The sequence below is a fragment of the Oligella sp. HMSC05A10 genome (assembly GCF_001808335.1).
Taxonomy (GTDB): domain Bacteria; phylum Pseudomonadota; class Gammaproteobacteria; order Burkholderiales; family Burkholderiaceae_B; genus Oligella; species Oligella urethralis.
Window position 1 is genome coordinate 1 of sequence record NZ_KV792907.1, and the last position, 24260, is coordinate 24260.

The following is a 24260-nucleotide window of genomic DNA, read 5'->3' on the forward strand; positions in this document are numbered from 1 at the left end:
GGATCACATATAGCGTCCAGTCTCTTTTCTGCCGTCTGTTCCGGCCGGTCAGCTTGATTATTAACGTTTCACTAGTCGTTCCCTCTGTGTCCTGTCTTCTATGTGTAGAGAAGCAGGGAGGCCTAGTCATTTCGTCACGTGATTATCTTAGATAGTTACCTCTACAGCACTATCTTGTCCACCATCACAACAAGCGCATTTCGGTGGGGTGATTGCGTAGTCACCTGGTCCAAGCGGACTCTTAATCGGCTCGATGCGTTGCACCACCTTTAAGCCCCGTGAACCTACCCCATTCTTAATACAACTGTTTTAAATACAAAAAACCCCGCTAAGCCTTTGTTTTAGCGGGGTTTTTATAAGTTTCTAAGCAACTTTAACGTTGCTTGTATAAATTCTTTGGCGGATTGAGAGGGATTCGAACCCTCGATACGTCTCCGTATACACGCTTTCCAAGCGTGCGCCTTCAGCCACTCGGCCACCAATCCTATCTATACCATCATATCAGATGATAATGACATTAAGCCAAGAATTATATCACCTAACACTACGATCGACAATTAAAAAACGCCTTTTCATGAATATCAATCGCACCATCGCTAGGGGATAAGCTTAAAATTCTTTCCACGTAGCGCGCTAATAAATCCACCTCAATATTTACCTCGGCACCCTTTTGTAAGTGCTTGAGGGTAGTGACTTCCAAGGTATGAGGGATTAAATTAATACTAATCTCGCAGCCACCGGAGGGTAGATCATGCACAGAGTTGACCGTCAGACTGACGCCATTAACGAGCACAGAGCCTTTATAGGCCAGGTACTTACTCAGTGCAGCAGGTATTTCTAGTTTCAGCTCATGCGACTCACCGACTGGCTGAAAGCTATTTACCAGCCCCTTACCATCCACGTGACCAGCGACGATATGCCCGTCTAAGCTATCACCCAGACGCATGGCATGCTCCAGGTTGACCTCACCGATACGATCCAAACCGACCGTTTTATTAAGGGACTCACGCGACACTTCGACCTCAAAGCTTTTTTCATCAAAAGCCACCACGGTCATACACGCACCTTGTATAGCGATTGAATCGCCCAGCTTAGTGCGACTTAAATCAAAGCCATTGGCATTGATATGCACACGCACACCGCTATCCTTATCACCCTCATGCCCTAAGGGCGTGACCTTAGTAATTTGACCAATTCCTGTAATTATCCCTGTAAACATCCCTTTAACCTATTCAGAAATCGCTGCCAACATTGCTTGCCAACGTTGTGCATCCCGTGCGCTTAAACGTATATCCGTGCCCACAAGCTGTTGTTCAAAAAACACCATTTGCCTGGCCTCACTTAAGCGTTGCAAAGGTGATAGCGCAAATGCCTCTCTGCCTGGACCGATGATTTTTGGTGCCATATACATGAGCACTTCATCCATTAAATTTGCCTCTAGAAAGGCCGCATTTAATCGCGGACCCGCTTCTAAATGCACTTCATTTATCTCATTGTCCGCCAGATACGCCATCACAGCGTGTAAATCCAATGCCTCGCTAGCGCCATCGCTATTACTCAACGGTATCTTAATCAGCCGTGCATTTTTCTCCTGCACTAAGCGCGCCTCTTTTTGCTGCTCCGCTGCCGTTAAGGCTCTGTCTTCCACAAACAACCAAACCGGGTCACCATTAAATAATGCCGCCTTTTCATCGATGATGAAGCGACGATCAATCACCGCTCGAATCGGTTGACGTGGTGTCTCTACTGCACGTACATTTAATAAAGGATCATCTGCCAACACCGTACCGATACCGGTTAAAACGACGCAACTACGGGCACGCCAATGCTGACCATCAGCACGCGCTGCTGCGGCAGTAATCCACTTCGACTCACCGTCGGCAAGGGCGACTTTAGCGTCCATGGAGCAAGCTATTTTGCTACGCAACCATGGGCGCTTAGTCACCATCCGCGAAATAAAGCCGGGGTTCAGCGCCAATGCTTCTTCTGCCAGGATACCACTACGCACCTCAATCCCCGCTTGCTGCATTTTGGTGATACTACGCCCAGCCACTAAGGGATTGGGATCACGCATCGCAATGACCACCCGAGCAGGCTGGCATGCAATCACCGCGTCCACACACGGTGGTGTACGACCATAGTGACTACATGGCTCCAGCGTCACGTAAAAAGTGGCGCCCCGTAACGCCTCCGCAGGCACTCGAGCCTTAGCATCTTTGATTGCCTGCACTTCCGCATGATCCTGACCGACCGCTTGGGTGCAGCCTTTACCCACCACCCGACCGTCTCGCACAATCAGACAGGCGACGCGAGGATTCGGTGAGGTAATATAAAGCGCAGAGTGAGCAAGTTGGATAGCCTCTCGCATCCATTGCTCATCTTGCTGTCGTAGCAGTGCCTCAGGACTTGGATTCATGATGCTTTAGTTTGGTGATGCCATGCTTTTGACCCTGCATCTCGCTAATGGCCTTAACAAATTCATCAATATGCTCAAAGCTCTGATAGACCGAAGCAAAACGCACATAAGCCACCTGATCCAGCTCCTTAAGCGTTTGCATCACCAGTTCACCCACGGTCTCAGTGCTAATTTCCTTTTCGCCCATATTAAAGACAGCATCCTGAATGACCTGCAGTGCATTCTCACGCGCCTCCGTGCTAACCGGCCGCTTACGTAAGGCCATATTCATACTGGCTTCAAGCTTTGATAAGTCAAACTCGATTCGTCTACCGTCGCGCTTAACTACCATCGGCATCACCTTTTCGACTCGTTCAAAGGTTGTGAATCGCTTTTCGCAATCAGGACAACGACGACGTCGACGAATCACTCTACCCTCGTCTTGCCAACGAGAGTCAACGACCTGAGTATCTGTCTTACCGCAAAAAGGACATTTCATAACTGTACAGAATCAGCTCACCTTGCGTTTTACCCCAAGATGAGCTGTATTAAAAGCTGCGAGTTGCTTATTTGTACACGGGGAACTTCGCCGTCAAGGCGTTAACCTTGGCGCGCACTTCCTCAAGGAAGGCCTCATCATGCGGATGCTCCAACACATCAGCGATCAGATTAGCCGTAAGCTCAGCTTCAGCCTCTTTAAAGCCGCGTGTCGTAATCGCAGGTGAACCAATACGAATACCACTGGTAACAAACGGTGTTTCTGGATCATTAGGAATGGCGTTTTTATTAACCGTAATATGCGCTTTACCTAAAGCCTCTTCGGCTACCTTACCAGTAATTCCCTTGCTACGTAAATCCACTAGCATCACATGGCTCTCGGTGCGGCCTGAGACGATACGTAGACCACGTGCAGTTAAGGTGTCGGCAAGTACCTTGGCGTTTTTAATTACCTGCTCGCCCCACGCCTTGAACTCAGGCGCCATCGCCTCCTTGAATGCAACCGCTTTACCAGCAATCACGTGCATCAATGGACCACCTTGAAGACCCGGGAAAATCGCTGAATTAATTTTTTTCTCATGCTCAGCTTTCATCATGATCACACCACCACGAGGACCACGTAGCGACTTGTGCGTTGTTGAGGTCACAAAGTCAGCGTGCGGTACGGGGTTAGGATACTGACCTGAAACCACTAAACCAGCGTAATGCGCAATATCTACCATAAAGTAGGCGCCACAATCCTTGGCGATTTTAGCCATGCGCTCAAAATCGATTTTTAAGGCATAGGCAGAGGCACCGCCCACAATCAATTTAGGCTTATGCTCTTGTGCTAAACGCTCAAGCTCATCGTAATCAATCTCTTCTTTATCATTTAGACCGTAATGCACAAAGTTGTAGAGCTTACCAGAGGCATTAACCGGCGCACCGTGCGTCAAGTGACCACCCTCAGCTAAGCTCATACCTAAAACGGTATCGCCCGGCTGTAGCACTGCCAAATAAACTCCCTGATTGGCTTGCGAACCTGAGTTAGGCTGAACGTTAGCCGCTTCAGCGCCAAAGAGCTGCTTTAAACGATCGATCGCTAATTGCTCAACAATATCGACATACTCACAACCACCATAGTAGCGCTTGCCAGGGTAACCCTCAGCGTATTTATTGGTTAATTGTGAGCCTTGAGCCTGCATCACCGCAGGGCTAGTGTAGTTTTCAGAAGCGATTAATTCGATATGCTGTTCCTGACGCTCATCCTCTTTTTGAATGGCTGCCCATAAATCTGGATCAACTTTATCCAAAGTATTGCTACGGTCAAACATTGATAAAACTCCTAATGATAGGTAAATAGGGTAAATGAATTTCAAACTATCATGAATCCCAGCGCAATGCGCTGAGATTCGCTATGCTGATGGCCTTAGATCCGCTTATTCAGCGGCCAAACGCGGGTTCAAGGTATAAGTGCCAGTGATTGTGTCTGAGGCCAAAATATGATTAGCCATCGCTTTTACCACATCGGCACATGTAAAATTACCCTCCAGCGGTAATTTTTCCACATCCAAGGCATAGAGGGTGAAATGGTAGTGATGAATTAGCGAGTCATTAAACGGTGGGCAAGGACCATCGTAACCAAAATAATCGCCCTTCATATCCGGGTCACTCGCAAACCAATCGGTGAAATTATTAATCGCATGACGCAAATCATTAGGCGCAGACGGACCGCCTTTACCCTTAGGCGTGACGGTTTTAGAATGTTCACCCTCTTTGATTTCAGTGGCATCTGCCGGAATATCAATTAAGGCCCAATGATAAAACTCCACTCGCGGTAAGTCTGCCGGCACCTCGCGATCCAATTGATTAACATCATCCGCTTTGCTCGGCACATCCGTATCCACACAAACCATCACAAAGGACTTGGTCCCGGCAGGTGCATCAGTCCAACTAAAGTGAGGATTGATATTGGAGGATAAGGCAATATTAGACTGCTTATCCATTTTGCCAAAGGCAAAACGCGTATCAATCGGCTGATTAGGTTGAATGGATTGACTACTTAACTTCATAACACACCTCCAAATATGATGGCTTGATTGCTCGTACTACTTAATTGTCACACGCGCAAACTTACGCTTACCAACCTGTACCACGTAGGTACCAGCAGCTAATTGCAGTGCTCGATCTTCGATACGTTGACCGTCGATACGTACCCCACCCTGCTGAATATTACGCGTGGCCTCAGAACCTGAACTCGCTAAACCGGCATCACGTAAAACGTGAACAATGGATAAAGGCCCATTTGCTAATTCAACCTCCGGCATCTCATCCGGAATCTGACCGTCACGGAAACGTGCCTCAAACTTTTGTAAGGCACTGTCAGCGGCAGCTGCATTGTGGAAGCGCGTGATGATTTCCTGCGCTAGCATCACCTTGAAATCACGTGGATTACGACCATTTTCGGTCTCTTTGCGGTAAGCCTCAATCTGCTCCAGACTCAGACGTGACAATAAAACATAATAGCGCCACATCAACTCATCTGAGATTGACATGATTTTACCGAACATACTATCGGCATCCTCAGTAATACCAATGTAGTTATGCTTAGACTTAGACATTTTCTCAACCCCGTCCAAGCCCTCGAGTAGCGGCATTGTCAGCACACACTGCGACTCCTGCCCAAACTCTCGCTGTAAATCACGACCGACTAATAAATTAAACTTCTGGTCAGTACCGCCTAATTCAATATCACTCTTAAGCTGCACTGAGTCAAAGCCCTGTAATAAGGGATAGATAAACTCATGAATAGAAATCGGCACACCGCCCTTATAGCGCTTGGTAAAGTCATCACGCTCCAACATGCGGGCGACAGTGTAACGTGATGCTAAGGAAATCATATCGCGTGAAGATAGATTATCACACCACTCTGAGTTATATCGAATCTCGGTACGCTCTGGATCCAAGATAAGCGAGGCTTGCTCATAATAAGTCTTAGCATTCAGCTGAATCTGCTCTTTGGTAAGTGGTGGACGTGTGGTATCACGACCACTCGGATCACCAATCGTCGCCGTAAAATCACCGATCAGGAAAATCACTTGGTGACCCAAATCCTGTAATTGGCGCATTTTATTAAGCACTACCGTATGACCTAAGTGAATATCCGGTGCAGTCGGGTCTAAGCCTAGTTTAATCCGTAGCGGCACGCCTGTATCCTTGCTACGTTGCATTTTCTGCATCAACTCGCTTTCGACTAACAGCTCATCACAGCCACGCAACACCGTGCGCATGTCGTCTTTTACTTCTTGGCTGATCTGAATTTCTTGCTCAGACATGGATAAATAAACTCCAAAACGTTTATAGATGTACAAATTTTCAGTGACAAAGGACCGTCATGGCACTTTGTCTATTATGTGCTAAATTATACCCTTTATTATGCGGGATTATTGCTTCCCAAGGCGCATTTTATGAACCGACAGTCATCTTATTTTATCGGCATCATGTCCGGCACCAGTACGGATGGGGTGGATGCTTCATTGATTCGAATAGAGCCCACGGCAGAGCAAACCGTGCAATTGATCAATACGAGCAGCATTGATATTCCACTGAGTTTGAGAGAGATTATTTTAAGGTTAAATCAAAGTGGTCCAGATGAGCTACGTATTGCGGCTGAGGTCTCCTTGGAACTTGCTCGCTTATATGCCGAGGTAACGCAAACTATTTTATTGGAAAATGGCTTAGTCGCTGAGGAGATTAATGCGCTAGGGATTCACGGTCAAACCGTGCGCCATCGTCCCGAGCACGGCTACAGCATTCAGCTAAATGCCCCAGCCTTGGTGGCTGAGCTTACAGGCATTGATGTGATTGCTGACTTCAGAAGCCGGGATATTGCTGCCGGTGGTCAAGGTGCACCACTGATTCCGGCCTTTCACCACGCCATTTTCCACGATAAGCATAAAGCGCGTGCACTCTTAAACATCGGCGGCATTAGCAACCTCAGCCTACTGCACCCGGCACAGGCCACCACTGGTTTCGATTGCGGCCCAGGCAATATGCTGCTGGATTATTGGTGCCAAAAGCACTTAGGACAACGCTTTGACAAGGACGGTCGCTGGGCCGCACAGGGTGAAATCAATCAGACAATGCTGAACTTTTTCTTAAGTAGCGAAGCTTGGCTGCAAGCGGCACCGCCTAAATCCACTGGCCGCGATTTATTTAATGGTACGTGGTTAGAGCAGAAGCTAGCGGCTTTTTTTGAACTCAATCCCACCGTGCATTCCTACAAAGCGGAGGATATTCAAGCCACCCTCACTGCCTTTACCGTTAGCTGCATTGTGGATAGTTTAACCCGCTATGCCAGTGACACCGAAGAGCTCATTGTCTTTGGCGGCGGCGCAGCGAATCCGGAAATTATGCGTCAATTGGCCCGCGCCTTACCCTATTCGGTACTGCGGAGTGATGCCTTAGGCATAGCTACGCAAGCGATGGAGTCCACCGCCTTTGCTTGGCTTGCATGGGCTTTTAGGGAGCGTCTACCCGTATGCACACCTGAAATGACAGGAGCCCGCCACGCAAGCGTAGCAGGCTCCCTCTATCCAGCATAAGTCAGCGCTGTGGCGACTAGGGATTAAATTGAAAAAGACGAACCGCAACCGCAGGTGGTTGCGGCATTCGGATTACGAATCACGAACTGCGCACCCTCAATATCCTCTTTGTAGTCGATCTCAGCCCCAAATAAATACTGGAAGCTCATCGGATCCACTAATAGGGTGACACCGTTTTTATTGATTTGTGTGTCTTCCTCATCCACATCTTCATCAAAGGTAAAGCCATACTGGAAACCTGAACAGCCACCGCCCTGCACAAACACGCGTAGCTTTAAGTCAGGGTTACCCTCGTCAATTAATAAATCGCGCACCTTGTCAGCAGCGGCATCTGTAAAAACTAATGGGCTACTAGGTGCTTGTAAATCTACCTGTTCAATACTCATATCTTGCTCCAATGCGCTATTTTCTTGCGCATAAAATCAATGCGTTACTAATTCTACCACAGGGTCGATAAGGTCCCCGCTATACCCACTATCACTATAGTGGTTTTAATATTAAAATATCTTTAAAATACAATCACTTATAATGAGATCGTCTTGCTTAGCTTAACACTCTTGCCCTCTAGCACCTTCAGTGTAATCTCCTTGGGCGTAAAGCCAAATGGGATCGCCAATAAGCCTTCGCGACGCTGAATGCGACTAAAGTTAAGCTCTAAGATGGGGCTCATTTGAGCGCTTTTCAAGTCAGCCCCCTTGGTCTCGGCGCCTGCTTGAGCAATGCTACCGATTAAGGATCCGCTGTCTGATGAAGTCGCAACGCTCGGCACCACCTCGGGATACAACGTGATAGTCTGTGGTTTGCCATCACGTTCACCCTGCGCAGTGAATTGCAAACGACCCACAAAGGGTTGCTGCAAACCGCGCCCGCTGACGGAGAGCATCAGCTTAAAACTAATATAGCGCCCCTCTTGCTGCGCCTCAAAGGCTCGTAGGCTGATAGCGCCATCAGGCCCGGCTGGAATCATCTCCTCATAAAAGGCTAATTCGCCATTTAGCCGCGTGAGCTCGTCATTCAACCTAACAATTTCACGGCTATATTGAGCAATCATCGCATTATCCAAGAGTGCCTTGGCCTTTTGCTCATTATACTGATGCTCAAGCGCCTGCAAATTAATCGTCGCTTGCTCATTTGCTTGCTGAAATCGCTCTTCTAAGCTGAGCTGCAACTGATCCAATTCACGCAAATGCTCTGCCCGCTGTTGGTAGAAGGTTAAGCCACCACCAATCGCCACACCCAGCAGCAATAAAAAGACGCGCGCCAACATACTATGGCAGTACCGCTACAAATTCCAGACCCTCAGATTCAGGCAAGCCAAACATCAAGTTCATATTTTGGACCGCTTGACCTGCTGCACCTTTCACCAGATTATCCTGCACTACTAAAATAATCAGGGTATCACCATCACCCGGGCGTGATAGCGCAATGCGTAGGTTATTTGAGGCACGCACGCTACGCGTTTCGGGTAGACTGCCGGCAGGCATCACATCCACAAAACGTTCGCCAGCATAGCGCGCTTCAAACAGCGCTTGAAAATCCATCGCTCTCGCCTCAGGCTTAATACGCACATAAATGGTCGAAAACATGCCACGTATCATCGGCACCAAATGCGGCACAAAGGTCAGACCTACGGGCGCACCAGCAAGCTGCTGCAACTGCTCACTGATTTCAGGGTGGTGGCGATGGCCGCTCACGCCATAAGCCTTAAAGTTATCACCCGCCTCAGAGAGTAAATTAGCGACTGAGGCGCCACGCCCAGCGCCCGACACACCGGATTTACAGTCAGCAATAATCCCATCCAGTTCGATAAGACCTTGCTCTAATAAGGGGGCCAAACCTAGAATCACGGTAGTCGGATAACAACCGGGATTACCAATGATCTTAGCGTTTTTGATTCGCTCACGATTGATCTCAACTAAGCCATAAACACTGTCATTTTTCAACAGCTCGGGGCAGCGATGTGGCAGCTTATACCATGCTTCAAACACTGCGGTATCCTGTAAGCGGAAGTCGGCCGCTAAATCAATCACCCTGACGCCAGCTGCTAACAACTCCTCAGCTTGAGACATGGCCACGCCATGGGGCGTCGCAAAAAACACCACATCGCATTGATTTAAGGCCGCATTTTCTGGCGTCACAAAGCGTAAATCCACCTTGCCGCGCAGGCTCGGAAACATATCTGCTACTGCCACGCCCTCTTCGCTGCGGGACGTAATGGCTTTTAATTCCACCTGCGGATGTTGCGACAAAATACGCAACAACTCCACGCCTGTGTAGCCTGTACCACCGACAATGCCAACGTTGATTTTCTGATGAGCCGCCGTCATAAAATTCCTGTCCTGTAATCTAAAAAATAAGCGCCTATACACTGGTAGACACTACTATGATTTGATCCCTTCATTGTAAAGGATCGCTAAGACTAAGTCGTGAGGATTCGCTCAGTTGGGCTAAAAGCGCTACCATACCACATTAAACGCCACCCATAAAAAAACCGCCACCCAATACAGGTAGCGGCTCTTTGCTGTAGCAAATCGATAAACGTAAAATTAACGCTTAGAGAACTGCTTACGACGACGTGCGCCGCGTAGACCAACCTTTTTACGCTCAACAGCACGTGCATCACGAGTAACAAAACCAGCTTTAGAAAGCTCAGGCTTTAAAGAGGCATCGTAGTCAATTAATGCGCGTGTAATACCGTGACGAACCGCACCCGCTTGACCGCTCTCACCACCGCCGTGAACGTTAACCTGGATATCGAAGCTCTCCAACATATCCAATAAAGCTAATGGCTGACGAGAAATCATACGACCAGTTTCGCGACCGAAGTACTCCTCAAGCGACTTACCGTTAACAACGATATTACCAGAACCTTTTTTCAAGAAAACACGAGCAACCGAGGTTTTGCGACGACCCGTGCCATAATTCCAATCACCAATCATGACTTATCCTTAAATATCAAGCTGTTGAGGTTGCTGGGCAGTATGAGGGTGCTCAGGACCTGCATATACCTTGAGTTTTTTGAACATAGCGTAACCTAAAGGACCCTTAGGTAACATGCCTTTAACTGCTTTTTCTAAGGCACGACCAGGGAAACGCTCCTGCATCTTGCGGAAGTTCGTCTCACGGATACCGCCTGGATAACCAGTGTGATGATAGTACTTCTTATCTTCAAACTTAGCGCCGGTAACTACAACATCGGCTGCGTTGATGATCACGATGTAATCGCCTGTGTCAACGTGAGGGGTATACTCGGGCTTATGCTTACCGCGCAAACGGCGTGCAACTTCGCTGGCTACACGTCCTAAAACCTTGCCCTTTGCATCGATAACATACCAGTCACGTTTGACTTCATGGGGTTTTGCCACAAAAGTCTTCATGATTTTTTTATCCTTAAAAGTTAAAAAGCTCATGCTCGCCATGCCATTATTAAACACTTGGCAGTACAAGCTGAGTAAGCCGACTATAATAACATAAATTATTTTTTTATAAAACAAAAAACGCTAAAGGAAATGATATCAACCCCTTAGCGTTGTTTTTATACAGAATCTGCGCTTTAGCTTAAGCGATTAATCGCATAGGCAAGGAAGCGTGTATAGGAGGTCTCTAGCACGTTAAACCAAGGCGCTACCGAGTTGCGGTAAGCCATGTAGTCATCATGTAAGCGCTTAAACATCTCATCTTTTTCTGAGTACTCTTTGTAGAGCTCAGCCGTGGCTTTATAAGCCGCTTCCAAGATATCGCGCGGAAACTCTCTTAAAATAGCACCCTCAGCAATTAAATTACGGAGTGAGGTGGCGTTATTAAAGTCATAAATTGCCAACATATCATTGGTAGCACGGAAAGAGGCTGTCTCAAGTACCGCTTTATACACTTCTGGTAACTTCTCGTATTCGTCTTTGTTGGTATAAAGTGAAACGGCTGGACCACCCTCCCAGAAACCCGGGTAGTAGTAATACGGCGCTACCTTAACAAAGCCTAATTTCTCATCATCAAACGGGCCCACGAATTCCACCGCATCCAAGGTACCCTTTTCAAGTGCAGGGTACACATCACCACCCGCTAACTGCTGTGGTACCACACCGATTTTAGATAAGACTTCACCCGCAAAGCCGGCGGTGCGCATCTTAACACCCTTAAGGTCGTCTAAGGACTTAATCTCTTTACGGAACCAACCACCCATCTGAGCACCGGTATTACCTAAGGGGAAGTTAACCACGTTAACCTCGGCAAAAAGCTCCCGTAGCAGTTTCATGCCATTACCCTCAATTAACCAAGCGGTCATCTGACGAGCTGTCAAACCAAAAGGTACGGCGGTATCAAAACAGTAGGCAGGCTTTTTACCAAAGTAGTAGTAACCACATGTGTGACCACATTGAACCGTGCCATTAGAAACTGCATCCAACACCTCAAAGGCTGGCACAATCTCACCCGCTGGGAATACATCAATTTGGAACTTACCGTCCGTCATCTTGTTGACGTACTCGGAGAAACGAGTCGCTGCACCGTATAAAGCAGGCAAGTTACGAGGGAAACTGGTGGCCATACGCCAACGTACCGTAGGACCATCTTGTGCAATAACGGGTGCCGTCACGGTAGCTGCACCGGCCGCTGCCACACCTAAACCAGCTTTTTTCAGAAACGAACGTCTTTCCATAAATCAGAACTCCTATTAAAAATATGCGAAATATGCTAGCACAAATTATTGACTTGTACCTTAGCGATTTACCCTACTTTTAGGCTCCCTTAGGCACCGGCAACCGCCATCTGCTCAATCAGTACGGAACCACTGGTTTTAGCGCCACGCGTGATTTGATCTGCGCCAACGGCCTGTATTTGCTGAAACATCTCCCGTAGGTTACCAGCAATGGTAATTTCCTGCACAGGATACTGGATTTCACCGTTTTCCACCCAATAACCAAAGGCGCCACGGGAGTAATCACCGGTCACATAATTCACCCCTCGGCCAATTAACTCGGTGAGCAATAAACCCCGATCCATTTTCTTTAATAATGCGGCTAAGCTGTCTTCAGGCTGGGTCAAGCTCGATTGCATAATCAAATTATGCGATCCGCCCGCATTGCCAGTAGTGCGCATGCCTAATTTACGCGCACTGTAGCTTGACAGCAAATAGCCCTGCAAAATACCGTCTTTAAGCAAATCACGCGCCGTCGTGGCAACCCCCTCATTATCGAAGGTGCCACTACCCATGGCACCCAAAATAAAGGGATCCTCATGGATAGTAAGATGCGAGGGCATCAACTCAGTGCCTAAGGAATCGAGTAAAAAGCTACTTTTACGATACAGCAGACCACCGCTGATAGCCTGCGCCAAATGCCCGATTAAACCAATGGCTAGCGGAGCCTCATAAATCACTGGATAGCGCCCTGTGGGTAGCTTACGCGCATTTAAACGCTTGACCGTGCGCTGCGCTGCTATCTCACCCACCTGTTGGGGCGATTGCAAACGCTCTGGATAGCGATTTGCGGTATACCAATAATCACGCTGCATGCCGTCACCCTTGCCGGCAATCACAGTAGCGGAAATACCGTGCTGACTATACTGATAACCACCCATAAAGCCCGCACTATTAGCCATCACAAAACGACCGCTACCGGTATTAACCTGCGCCCCCTCACTATTCGTGATTTTGTCACTCGATGCGAGTGCCGCTTCTTCTGCCTGCAAGGCCAATTCCGTGGCGCTACTAGGATCAATATCCCACGGCTTATAAAGTTGCAGATCACGAAAATCCGTCGCTAAGTCCTGCGGGTCCGGTAGTCCAGCAGCCTCATCCTCTGCGGTATAACGAGCGATATTCCAGGCGGCAGCAACCGTTTCTGCCAAAGCCTTATCACTCAAATCCGAGGTGGAGGCCGAACCGCGCGCCTTACCACGATAAACCATCACCCCTAAGGAACGATCGCGGGTACGCTCAATGGTTTCTACTTGCCCCTGACGCACGCCCACCACTAAACCAGCCGATTCGGACACGCCTGCGGACGCATCACTGGCCCCCAATTCTTTGGCTTTGGCTAAGGCCTTTTGTACAATTAACTCAAAATCTGAACTGCTAACACTCATTAAAAATCAACTACCTTGTAAATAGGATGGATGGTTTTTTACCAATCAATTTAGCTCTCAGGCTATCATATACGACTGACACGTTTTTATAAACCTTTTAATACCTCTATGACAATAGAATCCGAGCACAACAACGACCCAAGCTTCGATGACAACGGCTATGACGGCCCTAGTAAGTCGCAGGTTAAGCGTGAACTACATGCCATTGTTGATTTAACCAAGGAATTAATTGAGCTCTCTGTGGATAGAATACGTCAACTCCCACTGGAGGAGGAAATGACGCGCGCCTTGGAGCAAGCAAAAAGTTTCAAAAGCCATGGCGCTAAGCGACGCCAGACGCATTATGCCGCAAAGCTCTTGCGCCAAGCCGATCTGGAGACGATTAAAACGTTGTTGCACACCTGGAAGCATGGTTCCAAGGAGCAAAATGATCATTTCCATCGATTAGAATTAATGCGTGAGCGCTTAATTGAAAGCGATGAGGAGGTGACGAAGTTTATCGAACAATACCCACAGCTTGATATTCAAGCCCTCCGCAGTGTGGTGCGTGCCGCTCGCAAGGAGCAGGCGCAAAACGCTCAGCTAAGCGAGAATCAAACACCACAACGTAAGCAATACCGAGCTTTATTCCAATTTCTCAAGGACGTGATAGAGTAAAACCTCTTACGCCTCACCCTAGATTAAGGAAGTGTTTTTATGAGTCAAGAACTGTTAAATTGTATTGAGTTAATTCATCCTAAAAAGGATGCCGCACCCACCCACAGCGTGATTTGGATGCATGGTTTAGGGGCTAATGCACATGACTTTGTGCCAGTACCGCCCTACTTTCGCTTACCGGAGGCCTTAAACATCCGCTTTGTATTCCCCAATGCGCCCTCCATTCCCGTCACTATCAATAACGGCTATGTGATGCCTGCGTGGTACGATCTCCTCACCATGGATATTGGTGGTGTGCGCGAAGATGAAACGGGCATTCGCAAGTCAATTGAGGATATTAATGCCTTGATCGAGCGTGAAATTGAACGTGGTATTCCTTCTGAAAACATTTTCTTGGCGGGCTTTTCACAGGGTTGCGCTATGGCGCTAGCGACTGGCCTACGTTATCCTAAAAAGCTTGGCGGCGTAATCGGCCTCTCAGGCTATCTGCCATTGCTCGAACAAACGGCTGAGGAGCGTCATGCGGCCAATCAAAACACGCCGATTTTAATGGTGCATGGCTCCCTTGACCCAGTGGTGCAAATGGCGCGCGGCGAACAAAGTCGCGATCAACTGCGTGAATGGGGTTATGAGGTAGAATGGCATGATTACCCGATGCAACACGAGGTTTGCGCCGAAGAAATTCGCGACATTAACGACTTCTTGAGCGCCCACGCGAACTAAGCTGAACTACATGATTAAACCTGCTTATCGTATGAATAAGCAGGTTTTTTTATCGCCCCTCGCCGCTCCTCACGACAGCGAGCCCCCTAAGAGCTAATGAGCTACTCCGTGCGCTGCTTAAAAGGCATCCATACTCGACGTACGCTGTGATCTTCCGGGTCAGGATCATTTATCATGCCCAAGCCAGTCATTAGACTCAACATCGCTTTGTTATTGCTAAGCACAATACCCTCCAGATACTCCAAGCCCTGCTGTCGACCTAGCTCGATTAGCTTTGACATCAGCGAATGCCCCAAACGACGGCGCTGCCAATCGTCCGAAATAACTAGGGCATACTCAGCACCGACCCCGTCGTTATTACGTAAATAGTGGGCTAAACCGATAATGACCTCTTGCGGCAGGCCGCGATTCGCTGGATTAGGCACCTCGGTAGTCGCCACTAGGGCTAGCTCTTTGTCATAATCCACATAGGTATAGCGCGTTAGCATTTTTGGCGTTAATTCACTCATCATTGACACAAAGCGCATATAACGCGAGCTGTCGGATAAGCTGCGAATAAAGTTTTGTAGCGCTTCGGCATCTTCTGGACGAATCGGTCGCAAGGTCCACGGTATACCGTCCTGAAACACCTTATGCTCAACCAAATAATGAGGATAAGGATGGATCGCCAAATGTTGGTAGCGACTTTCGACAGTCTTCGCTTGTGGCTCCGCCGTAAGACTGATCTTGGCACTATCGGCAATGAGATTATTTAACCCTAAAGCAATAGGATTAATTTCCATCGTTTCAATATCTGGGTGCTCGCTCACCAAATCACTGACGATTTCAAGCAGCTTTTGCAACTTAACAAAATGATGTTCTTCTGCATAAAAATGCAATTCTAAACGCCAAAAACGACTACGCTCAATGAGTTGCGCTGCCAAAAACGCATTTAAGGGTGGCAAATCTTGCCCATGATCATGCTCTGAAATACGCACCTCATGCTTACCCTCACCAAAATAAATCCATGGCCCGAAAATCGGATCTCGCTTGACCATCACACGCGCAAAAGGAGCCTCATCGTCAATTTCCTCACGATGCTCGTCCATCTCATCCGCCCACAGCATATCGACATTGTAGCTACGGAAAATACTGCGTATCTCTTCTAAACTGAGCGCCGTCCGACCCTCAGCCCGCGCCTTATCAATAAGTGTTTGCACCGCCTCTTTATCTGGTTCTGTGTTGACCAATAAGGGAATCCGCACCTGCTGTAATAGCTGCTGGTTATAGTGATAGGCATTAATCGTATTAAAACCAAAAAACGCAGTTTCCGGATTTCTAAAGGCTGGCGTACCCGCTTCATCCATAATCTGCCTTAAGGGATGCATAATCTCTTCACCAAAGAGCGTGGTAAATATCGGCTTGGGTGCTTTAGGCGCATACTCCGCCAAGCCGCGCACGATTTCCTCCATATCGCTCGCCTCATCGGGCGCTAAAATCAGCATCACCGCATCAATCGCCGGATCGTCAACCAATATTTTTAAGGCAGCCACTAAACTACTACTGCTAAATGGCTTATACCCGATGACCGGATTAGTCGTAATCGAACCGGGACCCAAATGCACCGCTAAAGTATGCTGTGTGTCTGGTGATAAATAGCCAAGGCGTGCCGCCTCACCGGCTGAACCCAAGACATCCCAAAGTAACTGCGTCTGTGCACGGCCATTACCTAAAATAGCTAAGCGACCACCTTTAGGCTTACGAATATGGTTAACGGTCTTCAGGGCCGAGAAAAGCTCCAGAATATAATTGGCTCGCACCGCACCAGAGCGCCTAACGGCCGCATCAAACACCACGTCCTCACCCAACAGCTCGCTATCCATACGCCCCGCACGGAATACCACCACCGGTTTAACCGCCGCTGCTGCCCTTAAGGCGCTGAGTAAAGCACGTCCTTGAGTTAACTTATCCAAATACAACACGATGCTGCTGGTGTAAGTGTCGCCCGCCAAGTACTCAATGATCTCCGCTAAGCTCACCCCTGGGACCTCGCCCGTGGACACCGCTGTCGACACACCGACACCGGACTCGGCAGCCCAGTCTAAGACAGACATTAAAATCATCCGTGACTGTGAGACAACCGCCACCTTACCGCGATGCACTAAGGGGATACGACTAAAATTCAGCCCCTGCATCGGACGCTGCACACCGAAGCTACGTGGTCCCAACAAGAGGCATTGATGCTCCTGGGCCCAGGCCTTAATCCTAGGCGCTAAGCTAAGCGCATCGGCATCGATATCGGTATAGGGCAGGATAATTAAGGCTTTAGGCCGTCTTTTGGACAGTAGTTGTAGCGCTAGCTCAACTTTTTTAGAGGCTAAGCAGATTAAGGCAAGATCAGGAGCCTCCAAGGTATCATCCGGCGTGTCCGCCCGCAGACTGGTGCCGACATTTACCACCTCTTGCTGTGAGGCTATATCCCAGCGGTGCCACTCAACCTGGCGCCGGGAGCGACCTGCAATGTACTTAGAGAGGGGCAAATCAATATCACTAATCACCAAAATGGAGCTAGGATCAAATAAGGCGGCTAGTCGATGTTTATACATAAGAATAATGTCAGCTAATTGGCGATAAGGGAGCAACTCAAGCTCAGCTATGTTGCATCTTAATGGTATGATAGTTCCTATTTTACAATGTAAAGCGTACAATTAAAACTAACATCACGCCACCTTACTGCGTGAGGAAATTTTAGATTTAAACCGATTTAACATCATGACAACTGCTACCGTTAGAACTCGTTTTGCCCCCTCCCCAACTGGCTATTTACATTTAGGTGGTGCACGTACCGCCCTCTTTTCTTGGGCCTTTGCCCGTCACCATCAGGGTCAGTTTATTTTAAGAATTGAAGATACCGATTTAGAACGCTCCACCCCTGAAGCGGTCGAGGCTATTCTAAAGGGGATGCAGTGGCTAGATTTAGATCATGATGAGGGTCCCTTCTATCAAACACAGCATTTCGAGCGCTACAAAGAGGTCATCCAGCAATTACTTGATGAGGGTAAGGCCTATTATTGCTACAGTAGCCCCGAGGAAGTAGAGGCCATGCGTGAGGCTGCTCGCGCTAAGGGTTTAAAGCCTAAGTACGATGGTACTTGGCGCCCTGAAGCTGGCAAAACACTCCCACCGATTCCCGCCGATCGACAGCCGGTGGTGCGTTTTAAAAATCCTCAAGATGGCTTTGTGATGTGGGACGATATGGTTAAAGGTCCTATTACGATTGCCAATGCCGAGTTGGATGATTTGATTATTGCGCGTCCCGATGGCAGCCCCACTTACAACTTCTGTGTGGTGGTGGATGACTGGGATATGGGGATCACGCATGTGATTCGCGGCGATGACCATGTCAATAACACCCCGCGTCAGATTAATATTTTAGAAGCCTTGGGCGCCACGATCCCCGTCTATTGTCATGTGCCGATGATTTTAGGGCCGGATGGTCAAAAGCTATCCAAACGACACGGTGCCGTCAGTGTGATGGAATACCATCATGAGGGCTACCTACCTGAGGCCATGGTCAATTACCTAGCTCGTTTAGGTTGGAGTCATGGTGACGATGAGATTTTCAGTCGCGCACAATTTATCGAATGGTTTAATACTGACAACCTCTCCAAAGCGGCTGCGCAATGGGATCCTAAAAAGCTAAACTGGCTCAATGCCCACTATATTAAGCAACTTAGCGATGAGGAGCTGATGCAGGCTGTGCTACCACGCATTGAAGCCCGTGGCGGTCAGACCGATGGCTTTGAGACGGTGGCTATTCTTAATTTATTTAAGGATCGGGCCGAGACCCTAGAGCAGTTAGCAGATTCAGCCATGCTCTTCTTCGGCCCTTATCAAGCAGCGGATGAGGCACTTAAAGCGCAAGTCCTAACGCCTGATGCGCTTGCTATCTTAGCGGATTTTAAAGCGCGCGCCGAGCAGTTAAACAACTGGTCAGTCGAGAGCTTAGCAGCCGCGATTAAAGAGACCCTTGCGGCCAAAGCGGTCAAAATGCCTGCGCTCGGTATTCCACTGCGAGTGGCAATTACGGGTCAAAAGCAGACCCCATCGGTTGATGCCGTATTGGCTCTACTAGGTCGTGATGTGGTGTTAGCGCGTCTGCAGCAGGTGTTATCAGAGCAGCACATTAAATAATCAGTGATTTGAACTTAAAAATACAGTAATCTTAAGTTAGACGATTAACTAATCAAGGAGCGTTTCAATGGCGATCAGCAAAAAAACCGCAGCCACCAAAGCGGCAACCGTAGCGGCTACGGATGAGGTCGAGACTAAAACGACTGCCGCTACAAAAACCACGGCAGCCAAAAAAACCGTAAAGAAAACCACGGCACGAAAAACTACGACCCGAGCCAGTGCTGCTAAAAGCCCTGCCGCCAAAAAAGTGGCAGCCAAAAAAACCGCTGCTGCTACCAACAGCACTGCTGAAGAGCTCAAGACTGAAACGACGACAGCCACTAAGCAAGCAACAGTTAAAGCGGCACCAGCAAAGAAGGCAGCCAGCAAAACAACGGCCGCTAAAACAGTAACTAAGCGCACAGCCAAAACAGCAGCGGCGAAGAAAATCACCACTGCAGCGAAAAAAGCAACAACGGCTGCAAAGAAAGCTACACCTGCCGTGAAAAAAACGACAGCTGCCAAGAAAGCCACGACAGCTGCGAAAAAAACTGCGGCTAGCAAAGCCGCAACGAAGACGGCAGCCCAGACTGAGCTTACCCCTGAGGCTACTGAAAGCGCAGTAAGCACAAAAACGACCACCGCTAAAAAAACGGTAGCTAAAAAAGCACCGGCCAAAAAGGCGGCAACTAAAAAAGTCGCCGTTAAAAAAGCGCCAGCGGATAAACCAGTGGATAACCCACCAACCCCTGCTAAAGCCGTGGTAACACGTAAAGTCAGTGTGCCCAATGAAGCGGCTAAACCTAAATGGCCGTTCCCGGTGGGCAAAAGCAATAGCAATGACTAATCGTCCGGGACGGTGCTCAATTAAAAATTTCGGTGCGAATCGATCTGCTAAAATAGTTGCTAATTGATTGACCCGGTTTTGCTTACTAGCCGACGACTCAGTCGGCTAGTTTATTTTTAAGCAGCCCTTGCCTTAAGAGACTTAGTATATGACGATGATATTGTTCTTAATCCAGATTATAGGCACCCTATTTTGTGCTGCATTACTATTGGGCGCATGGTTTTACTACTTGCGTATACCAGCCTTTAACCCCCTAGTTGCCAATGTCACTCAGTTCACCAGTTGGCTCGTGGTGCCTTTACGCAAAATCCTCCCAGTGACCCGTCGCATTGATACAGCCTCCCTACTCGCTGCCTACATAACCTGTGTGTTGCAGCTATTATTGGCACTCTTCATTGTCCTAGGCAGTCAAGCGCAAGCCCTTTTGAGCTATTTGCCGTTTGAAGGCTTATTGCTTTTAGCTAAAAATGCGCTAAACCTACTTTTTTGGTTGACCCTGTTTTATGCCATTTTGTCGTGGATTAACCCCATGTCACCAGCGATCACCCTCTTTAAGGCCTTACTGGAACCGATTCTTACGCCCATCCGTAATTTGCCGCTATTAAATCGCATGCAAGGCATTGATTTATCACCGATGGTGGTAGCGATTGTATGTCAGGTGTTATTAGCCGGTCTAAAGGGAATTGAGTCCCCCTTAGTCAAAGCCTTTATTTAGTTTGCAGATCCAACTCTTATCAGCAAAGCGCCTAGTATGTCATGCTATTGGCGCTTTTTTATTTTGGGGGTGCTATACGTGCATGGCATGAGTGTTTAGGTCTTGGTATTGCATTGGAACAGGTGTAAAGCTTATCCAATTAAGACTGTCGTCAACGGTGATTAATCACTTTGCACAAGTGGGGATGCCCTTAAGAGCGACTAAAAATCTTAATCAACTTATTAGTTAAATCGGTGTTTACCGGTTTTAATAAATAGCTTACAAAATGCTTCCCAATCATGAACATAGACTAGGCTTTTGCCAGGGTTTTGCTCATCAGGCATGCACGCTGAACCATAGGCACTTTCTTTCCAGAAATCATAAAAAGGCAGTGTCTCAAGATCTATCTCTCTCACTAACCAATAGAATTGGTCTGAGTCAGTGCTTTTGTATCTAACAGGCTTAATACCGAAATAAGCAAATTGATCCCATTCGTCGTTTAGTGGTTCTAGATAGTTATTCATAAGTTAGGCTACACACCGTTAAAGTCAAGTTTTGGCAATTGATGCACTATTTTTATGGTTTCTATCACCAATCTTAGCATCACTCCTAATACCACTGCTACTTTGTAGCTCGACAACGCTCACGCAAACAGCAGTAAACAAGGATCTGCAAAGGCGATAAAACCACTGGTAGCTGTGCCGAGAAAAGCCCTTAATACAAGAAAACCCCAAAATCTATGTCGGACTTTGGGGTTTAACTTAAGCGAGCGCTACACAATTAGAAGAAGCCTAAGGCATCATCACTGTAACTCACTAATAAGCACTTCGTCTGCTGGTAGTTCGCTAGCGCCATCTTGTGGGTTTCACGACCAATACCTGATTGCTTATAACCACCGAAGGCAGCATGTGCAGGATACATATGATAGCAGTTCGTCCATACACGACCGGCTTGGATACCACGACCCATACGATAGGCTTGTGAACCATTACGACTCCAAACCCCAGCCCCTAAACCAAAGATACTGTCATTAGCAATCGCAAGCGCCTCTTCCTCATCTTTGAAGGTAGTCACGGCAGCAACAGGACCAAAAATTTCCTCTTGGAAGATGCGCATTTTGTTGTCCCCTAAGAGCATCGTAGGTTTCACAAAATAACCACTATCTAACTCACCACCAAGTAGGTTGCGCTCGCCTCCAATTAAAGCCGTCGCGCCCTCATCCCGACCAAGGTTAATGTAGCCTAGAATACGGTTAAGCTGGGCCTCAGACACCTGAGCACCGACCATGGTTGTTTTATCGAGTGGATTACCCTTTTTAATGGCATCAACGCGTGCGATCACTTTTTCAATAAAGCGCTCATAAATTGACTCTTGAACTAAAAGGCGTGATGGTGCAGTACAAATCTCACCCTGATTAAGTGCAAACATCGCAGCACCCTCAAGCGCCTTATTGAGGAAAGCATCATCGGCATCCATCACGTTTTCAAAGAAAATGTTTGGACTCTTACCGCCTAACTCAACCGTGGCAGGGATTAAAGTATCCGCAGCGCAACGTAAAATATGCTGACCGACTGTGGTTGAACCGGTAAAGGCGATCTTGGCGATACGATGACTAGTCGCTAAGGCCTCACCCGCTTCCTTACCAAAGCCATTCACAATATTAACAACGCCTGGCGGTAATAAATCACCGATAATCTCCATCAATAAGAGAATCGATGCAGGCGTCTGCTCCGCCGGCTTCATCACAATGGTACAACCCGCTGCTAAGGCAGGCGCCAACTTCCAACACGCCATCAAGAGTGGGAAGTTCCACGGAATAATTTGCCCCACCACACCAATTGGCTCTTGGAAATGATAAGCCACGGTATTTGGCTCAATATCAGAGATGGCACCCTCTTCGGCGCGCAGGCAACCCGCAAAATAACGGAAATGATCGATACCGAGTGGTAAGTCAGCCGCCATCGTTTCACGTAAAGGCTTACCATTATCAATGGTTTCTGCAACCGCTAGCAGCTCAAGGTTTTGCTCCATGCGATCGGCGATGCGTAACAGCACGGCAGAACGCTCTTGGGCGGGTGTACTAGCCCACCCCTTGAACGCTCGCTCGGCTGCATCAATGGCTAAATTGATATCATCAGCATCAGATCGTGGGGCCTCACAAAAGGCTTGACCATTAACTGGGCTGATATTCTCAAAATAGTTACCCGCGGTCGGTGGCACCCACTTACCGCCAATGTAGTTTTCATAACGCTTCTTGAATGGGAAATCCATATCAAGACCAACACTGCGTAGATCCATGACTTTCATAGCTAACCTCCTGCAACCAGATGAAGTGATGGGTAGAATCTCCAAATCATGCTAACACAGTCATTGCGAAATGAAATAAGGGATTATATGAACAAAATGTCAATTAAGCTGGAAAGCGACCTGTCTTCTTCCACTCAATCAAACGCTCAGTCAGGTTGACAAGGTGACGTGGTCATCACGTTCAATGGACTGGTTCTTGGGTATGCAATATTATTGGCAAATAAAAAACGAATAACTCTGTCAAAAATTGAGCTTATGGTCAATCAGGCTTATAAAGTTCGGTTTTTTAAGCTTCGTCTGCTCACCCAGGATATGGTGATGACCATTAACCTGTTTAATAAACAGAGGTCGGCCATAGAAGTCTTTAGCAAAAAAATAAGTGTTGCTCATAATACGTGTTAAGCAGTACGTACCAGCTGATGCGACAGTGTTATGATGTGCGCCTTGCGCAACCCGAGTCGCGAAGTTTTACGTTTATAAAGCACGCAGTCAAAAGAAAGGGCGTCCCGCCGGCTCCGAATGGATTCCTGCGACGGCACTGGATCGAAAGATGGTTAAAAAGAATTATCTGGCTTAGCCATGTATGTTCAATGATTACGCCGCACAATTAAGACCAAGTGCTTCGAGATAAAGTTGAGTGAGCAAGTACAAGTTGACTCATCATAGTTCAATATCGGGGAAAGTTGTCGACACGCTCGCCGAAGACTAACAATCGCTTGCTTTGTTTTACGACAAATGTCCACAATCTCATCTGCTCTTGGTATCAGTCTTACCCCTTTAAAGCAAAGGAGTAGCTCAGCCCGTCAAAAAAGTCTGACATTCAGACTTTTGAGAGCTACCGACAATTAAATTATAGCCCTATATGATGTTATAGGGCGTTTTGATCTTTAGATCATGTCATGTGAAATGATGCTATTGAGTAGCTGACACTAAATACTCGATAACTGCCTCTCTATCGTCTTCATCCATATCCTCAAATGAAGGCATAGCACCCATGCCTTCAAGCATGGTTCTGCGAATGCGTTCTGCATCTGGTTTTAACTCATCAAAATTCGGACCGATAGTGCCTGTGGTGCCAGCATCATTGAGAGTGTGACAAATAGCACAGGGAATAGGTTGCGCTGAACTAATAAATAACTCTTTGCCACGTTCCAAACGTGCTTCGTCTGCAAATGCGGTGACACTGGAGAATGATACGATAAGGGTGCCTAAAGCGACTAATAATTGTTTCATAAATACCGGATTAAACGTAACATGCAGGCTGAAAACAAGGAGTTTCAGCCTGCATGTTGAGACCTTTGCAATAACCCCTCAAATTTCCTA

23 protein-coding genes and 1 tRNA gene are annotated in these 24260 nt (G+C 47.7%); 6 read left to right on the forward strand and 18 right to left on the reverse strand.

Annotation, left to right across the window (positions count from 1 at the left end; all coding sequences use genetic code 11):
* Positions 1-397: 397 nt before the first annotated feature.
* From HMPREF3144_RS04935 to tyrS, 7 genes are all read right to left on the reverse strand, one after another.
* Positions 398-485 (reverse strand) — tRNA-Ser (locus HMPREF3144_RS04935).
* Positions 486-544: 59 nt separating this feature from the next.
* Complete coding sequence (locus HMPREF3144_RS04940) at positions 545-1219, reverse strand: riboflavin synthase (protein ID WP_070471365.1); 675 nt, start codon at positions 1217-1219, stop codon at positions 545-547.
* A 9-nt stretch (positions 1220-1228) separates the two neighbouring features.
* Complete coding sequence (gene ribD / locus HMPREF3144_RS04945) at positions 1229-2416, reverse strand: bifunctional diaminohydroxyphosphoribosylaminopyrimidine deaminase/5-amino-6-(5-phosphoribosylamino)uracil reductase RibD (RefSeq protein WP_083290389.1); 1188 nt, start codon at positions 2414-2416, stop codon at positions 1229-1231.
* Positions 2400-2894, reverse strand: a complete 495-nt coding sequence (gene nrdR, locus HMPREF3144_RS04950; RefSeq protein ID WP_036558237.1) for a transcriptional regulator NrdR — start codon at positions 2892-2894, stop codon at positions 2400-2402. The genes ribD and nrdR overlap by 17 nt, the downstream gene beginning before the upstream one ends.
* A gap of 67 nt (positions 2895-2961) precedes the next feature.
* Positions 2962-4206 carry a serine hydroxymethyltransferase gene (gene glyA, locus HMPREF3144_RS04955; RefSeq protein WP_018025620.1) on the reverse strand — a complete coding sequence of 415 codons (1245 nt, stop codon included), beginning with the start codon at positions 4204-4206 and terminating at the stop codon, positions 2962-2964.
* 105 nt (positions 4207-4311) lie between these two features.
* Complete coding sequence (locus tag HMPREF3144_RS04960; RefSeq protein WP_036558235.1) at positions 4312-4944, reverse strand: YbhB/YbcL family Raf kinase inhibitor-like protein; 633 nt, start codon at positions 4942-4944, stop codon at positions 4312-4314.
* A gap of 36 nt (positions 4945-4980) precedes the next feature.
* Positions 4981-6207, reverse strand: coding sequence for a tyrosine--tRNA ligase (gene tyrS / locus HMPREF3144_RS04965; RefSeq protein WP_048767846.1), 1227 nt, complete (start codon positions 6205-6207; stop codon positions 4981-4983).
* A 132-nt stretch (positions 6208-6339) separates the two neighbouring features.
* Between tyrS and HMPREF3144_RS04970 the strand changes: the two genes are divergently transcribed.
* Complete coding sequence (locus tag HMPREF3144_RS04970; RefSeq protein WP_070476735.1) at positions 6340-7476, forward strand: anhydro-N-acetylmuramic acid kinase; 1137 nt, start codon at positions 6340-6342, stop codon at positions 7474-7476.
* Between the two features lie 23 nt (positions 7477-7499).
* Here the strand turns inward: HMPREF3144_RS04970 and erpA are convergent, their stop codons facing one another.
* From erpA to pmbA, 7 genes are all read right to left on the reverse strand, one after another.
* A complete protein-coding gene (erpA, locus tag HMPREF3144_RS04975) occupies positions 7500-7862 on the reverse strand; it encodes an iron-sulfur cluster insertion protein ErpA (protein ID WP_018025616.1) in 363 nt (120 codons plus the stop codon).
* Between the two features lie 137 nt (positions 7863-7999).
* A complete protein-coding gene (locus HMPREF3144_RS04980; RefSeq protein ID WP_018025615.1) occupies positions 8000-8743 on the reverse strand; it encodes a DUF6776 family protein in 744 nt (247 codons plus the stop codon).
* A gap of 1 nt (position 8744) precedes the next feature.
* A complete protein-coding gene (gene argC, locus HMPREF3144_RS04985) occupies positions 8745-9803 on the reverse strand; it encodes an N-acetyl-gamma-glutamyl-phosphate reductase (protein WP_070476737.1) in 1059 nt (352 codons plus the stop codon).
* Positions 9804-10022: 219 nt separating this feature from the next.
* Entirely contained in the window at positions 10023-10415 is a 393-nt protein-coding gene (gene rpsI, locus HMPREF3144_RS04990) for a 30S ribosomal protein S9 (RefSeq protein WP_018025613.1), read from the reverse strand.
* A 9-nt stretch (positions 10416-10424) separates the two neighbouring features.
* Complete coding sequence (rplM, locus tag HMPREF3144_RS04995; RefSeq protein ID WP_018025612.1) at positions 10425-10853, reverse strand: 50S ribosomal protein L13; 429 nt, start codon at positions 10851-10853, stop codon at positions 10425-10427.
* 176 nt (positions 10854-11029) lie between these two features.
* Positions 11030-12130: a TRAP transporter substrate-binding protein gene (locus HMPREF3144_RS05000; protein ID WP_018025611.1), complete on the reverse strand. Its 1101-nt coding sequence runs from the start codon at positions 12128-12130 to the stop codon at positions 11030-11032.
* Between the two features lie 89 nt (positions 12131-12219).
* Positions 12220-13557: a metalloprotease PmbA gene (pmbA, locus tag HMPREF3144_RS05005; protein WP_070476739.1), complete on the reverse strand. Its 1338-nt coding sequence runs from the start codon at positions 13555-13557 to the stop codon at positions 12220-12222.
* A 108-nt stretch (positions 13558-13665) separates the two neighbouring features.
* Here pmbA and yjgA point away from each other — a divergent pair, with 108 nt between their 5' ends.
* Positions 13666-14214: a ribosome biogenesis factor YjgA gene (yjgA, locus tag HMPREF3144_RS05010; RefSeq protein WP_036558226.1), complete on the forward strand. Its 549-nt coding sequence runs from the start codon at positions 13666-13668 to the stop codon at positions 14212-14214.
* A 39-nt stretch (positions 14215-14253) separates the two neighbouring features.
* The gene (locus HMPREF3144_RS05015) at positions 14254-14937 is read left to right on the forward strand and encodes an alpha/beta hydrolase (protein WP_036558224.1); all 684 of its coding nucleotides are present in this window, start codon (positions 14254-14256) and stop codon (positions 14935-14937) included.
* Between the two features lie 101 nt (positions 14938-15038).
* Here HMPREF3144_RS05015 and HMPREF3144_RS05020 read toward each other — a convergent pair whose 3' ends face one another.
* The gene (locus HMPREF3144_RS05020) at positions 15039-17522 is read right to left on the reverse strand and encodes a bifunctional acetate--CoA ligase family protein/GNAT family N-acetyltransferase (protein WP_070476741.1); all 2484 of its coding nucleotides are present in this window, start codon (positions 17520-17522) and stop codon (positions 15039-15041) included.
* Between the two features lie 166 nt (positions 17523-17688).
* Between HMPREF3144_RS05020 and gltX the strand changes: the two genes are divergently transcribed.
* The 3 genes from gltX (at position 17689) to HMPREF3144_RS05035 (ending at position 20651) form a co-directional block, all read left to right on the forward strand.
* Complete coding sequence (gene gltX, locus HMPREF3144_RS05025; RefSeq protein ID WP_070476743.1) at positions 17689-19110, forward strand: glutamate--tRNA ligase; 1422 nt, start codon at positions 17689-17691, stop codon at positions 19108-19110.
* Between the two features lie 67 nt (positions 19111-19177).
* A complete protein-coding gene (locus HMPREF3144_RS11675) occupies positions 19178-19936 on the forward strand; it encodes a hypothetical protein (RefSeq protein WP_083290390.1) in 759 nt (252 codons plus the stop codon).
* A gap of 148 nt (positions 19937-20084) precedes the next feature.
* Complete coding sequence (locus HMPREF3144_RS05035) at positions 20085-20651, forward strand: YggT family protein (protein ID WP_070471350.1); 567 nt, start codon at positions 20085-20087, stop codon at positions 20649-20651.
* A gap of 221 nt (positions 20652-20872) precedes the next feature.
* Here the strand turns inward: HMPREF3144_RS05035 and HMPREF3144_RS05040 are convergent, their stop codons facing one another.
* The 3 genes from HMPREF3144_RS05040 to HMPREF3144_RS05055 form a co-directional block, all read right to left on the reverse strand.
* Positions 20873-21154, reverse strand: coding sequence for a hypothetical protein (locus HMPREF3144_RS05040; protein ID WP_036558216.1), 282 nt, complete (start codon positions 21152-21154; stop codon positions 20873-20875).
* A gap of 256 nt (positions 21155-21410) precedes the next feature.
* Entirely contained in the window at positions 21411-22937 is a 1527-nt protein-coding gene (locus HMPREF3144_RS05045; protein WP_070476745.1) for an aldehyde dehydrogenase family protein, read from the reverse strand.
* Between the two features lie 912 nt (positions 22938-23849).
* Entirely contained in the window at positions 23850-24170 is a 321-nt protein-coding gene (locus HMPREF3144_RS05055) for a SorU family sulfite dehydrogenase c-type cytochrome subunit (protein WP_018025601.1), read from the reverse strand.
* Between the last annotated feature and the right edge of the window lie 90 nt (positions 24171-24260).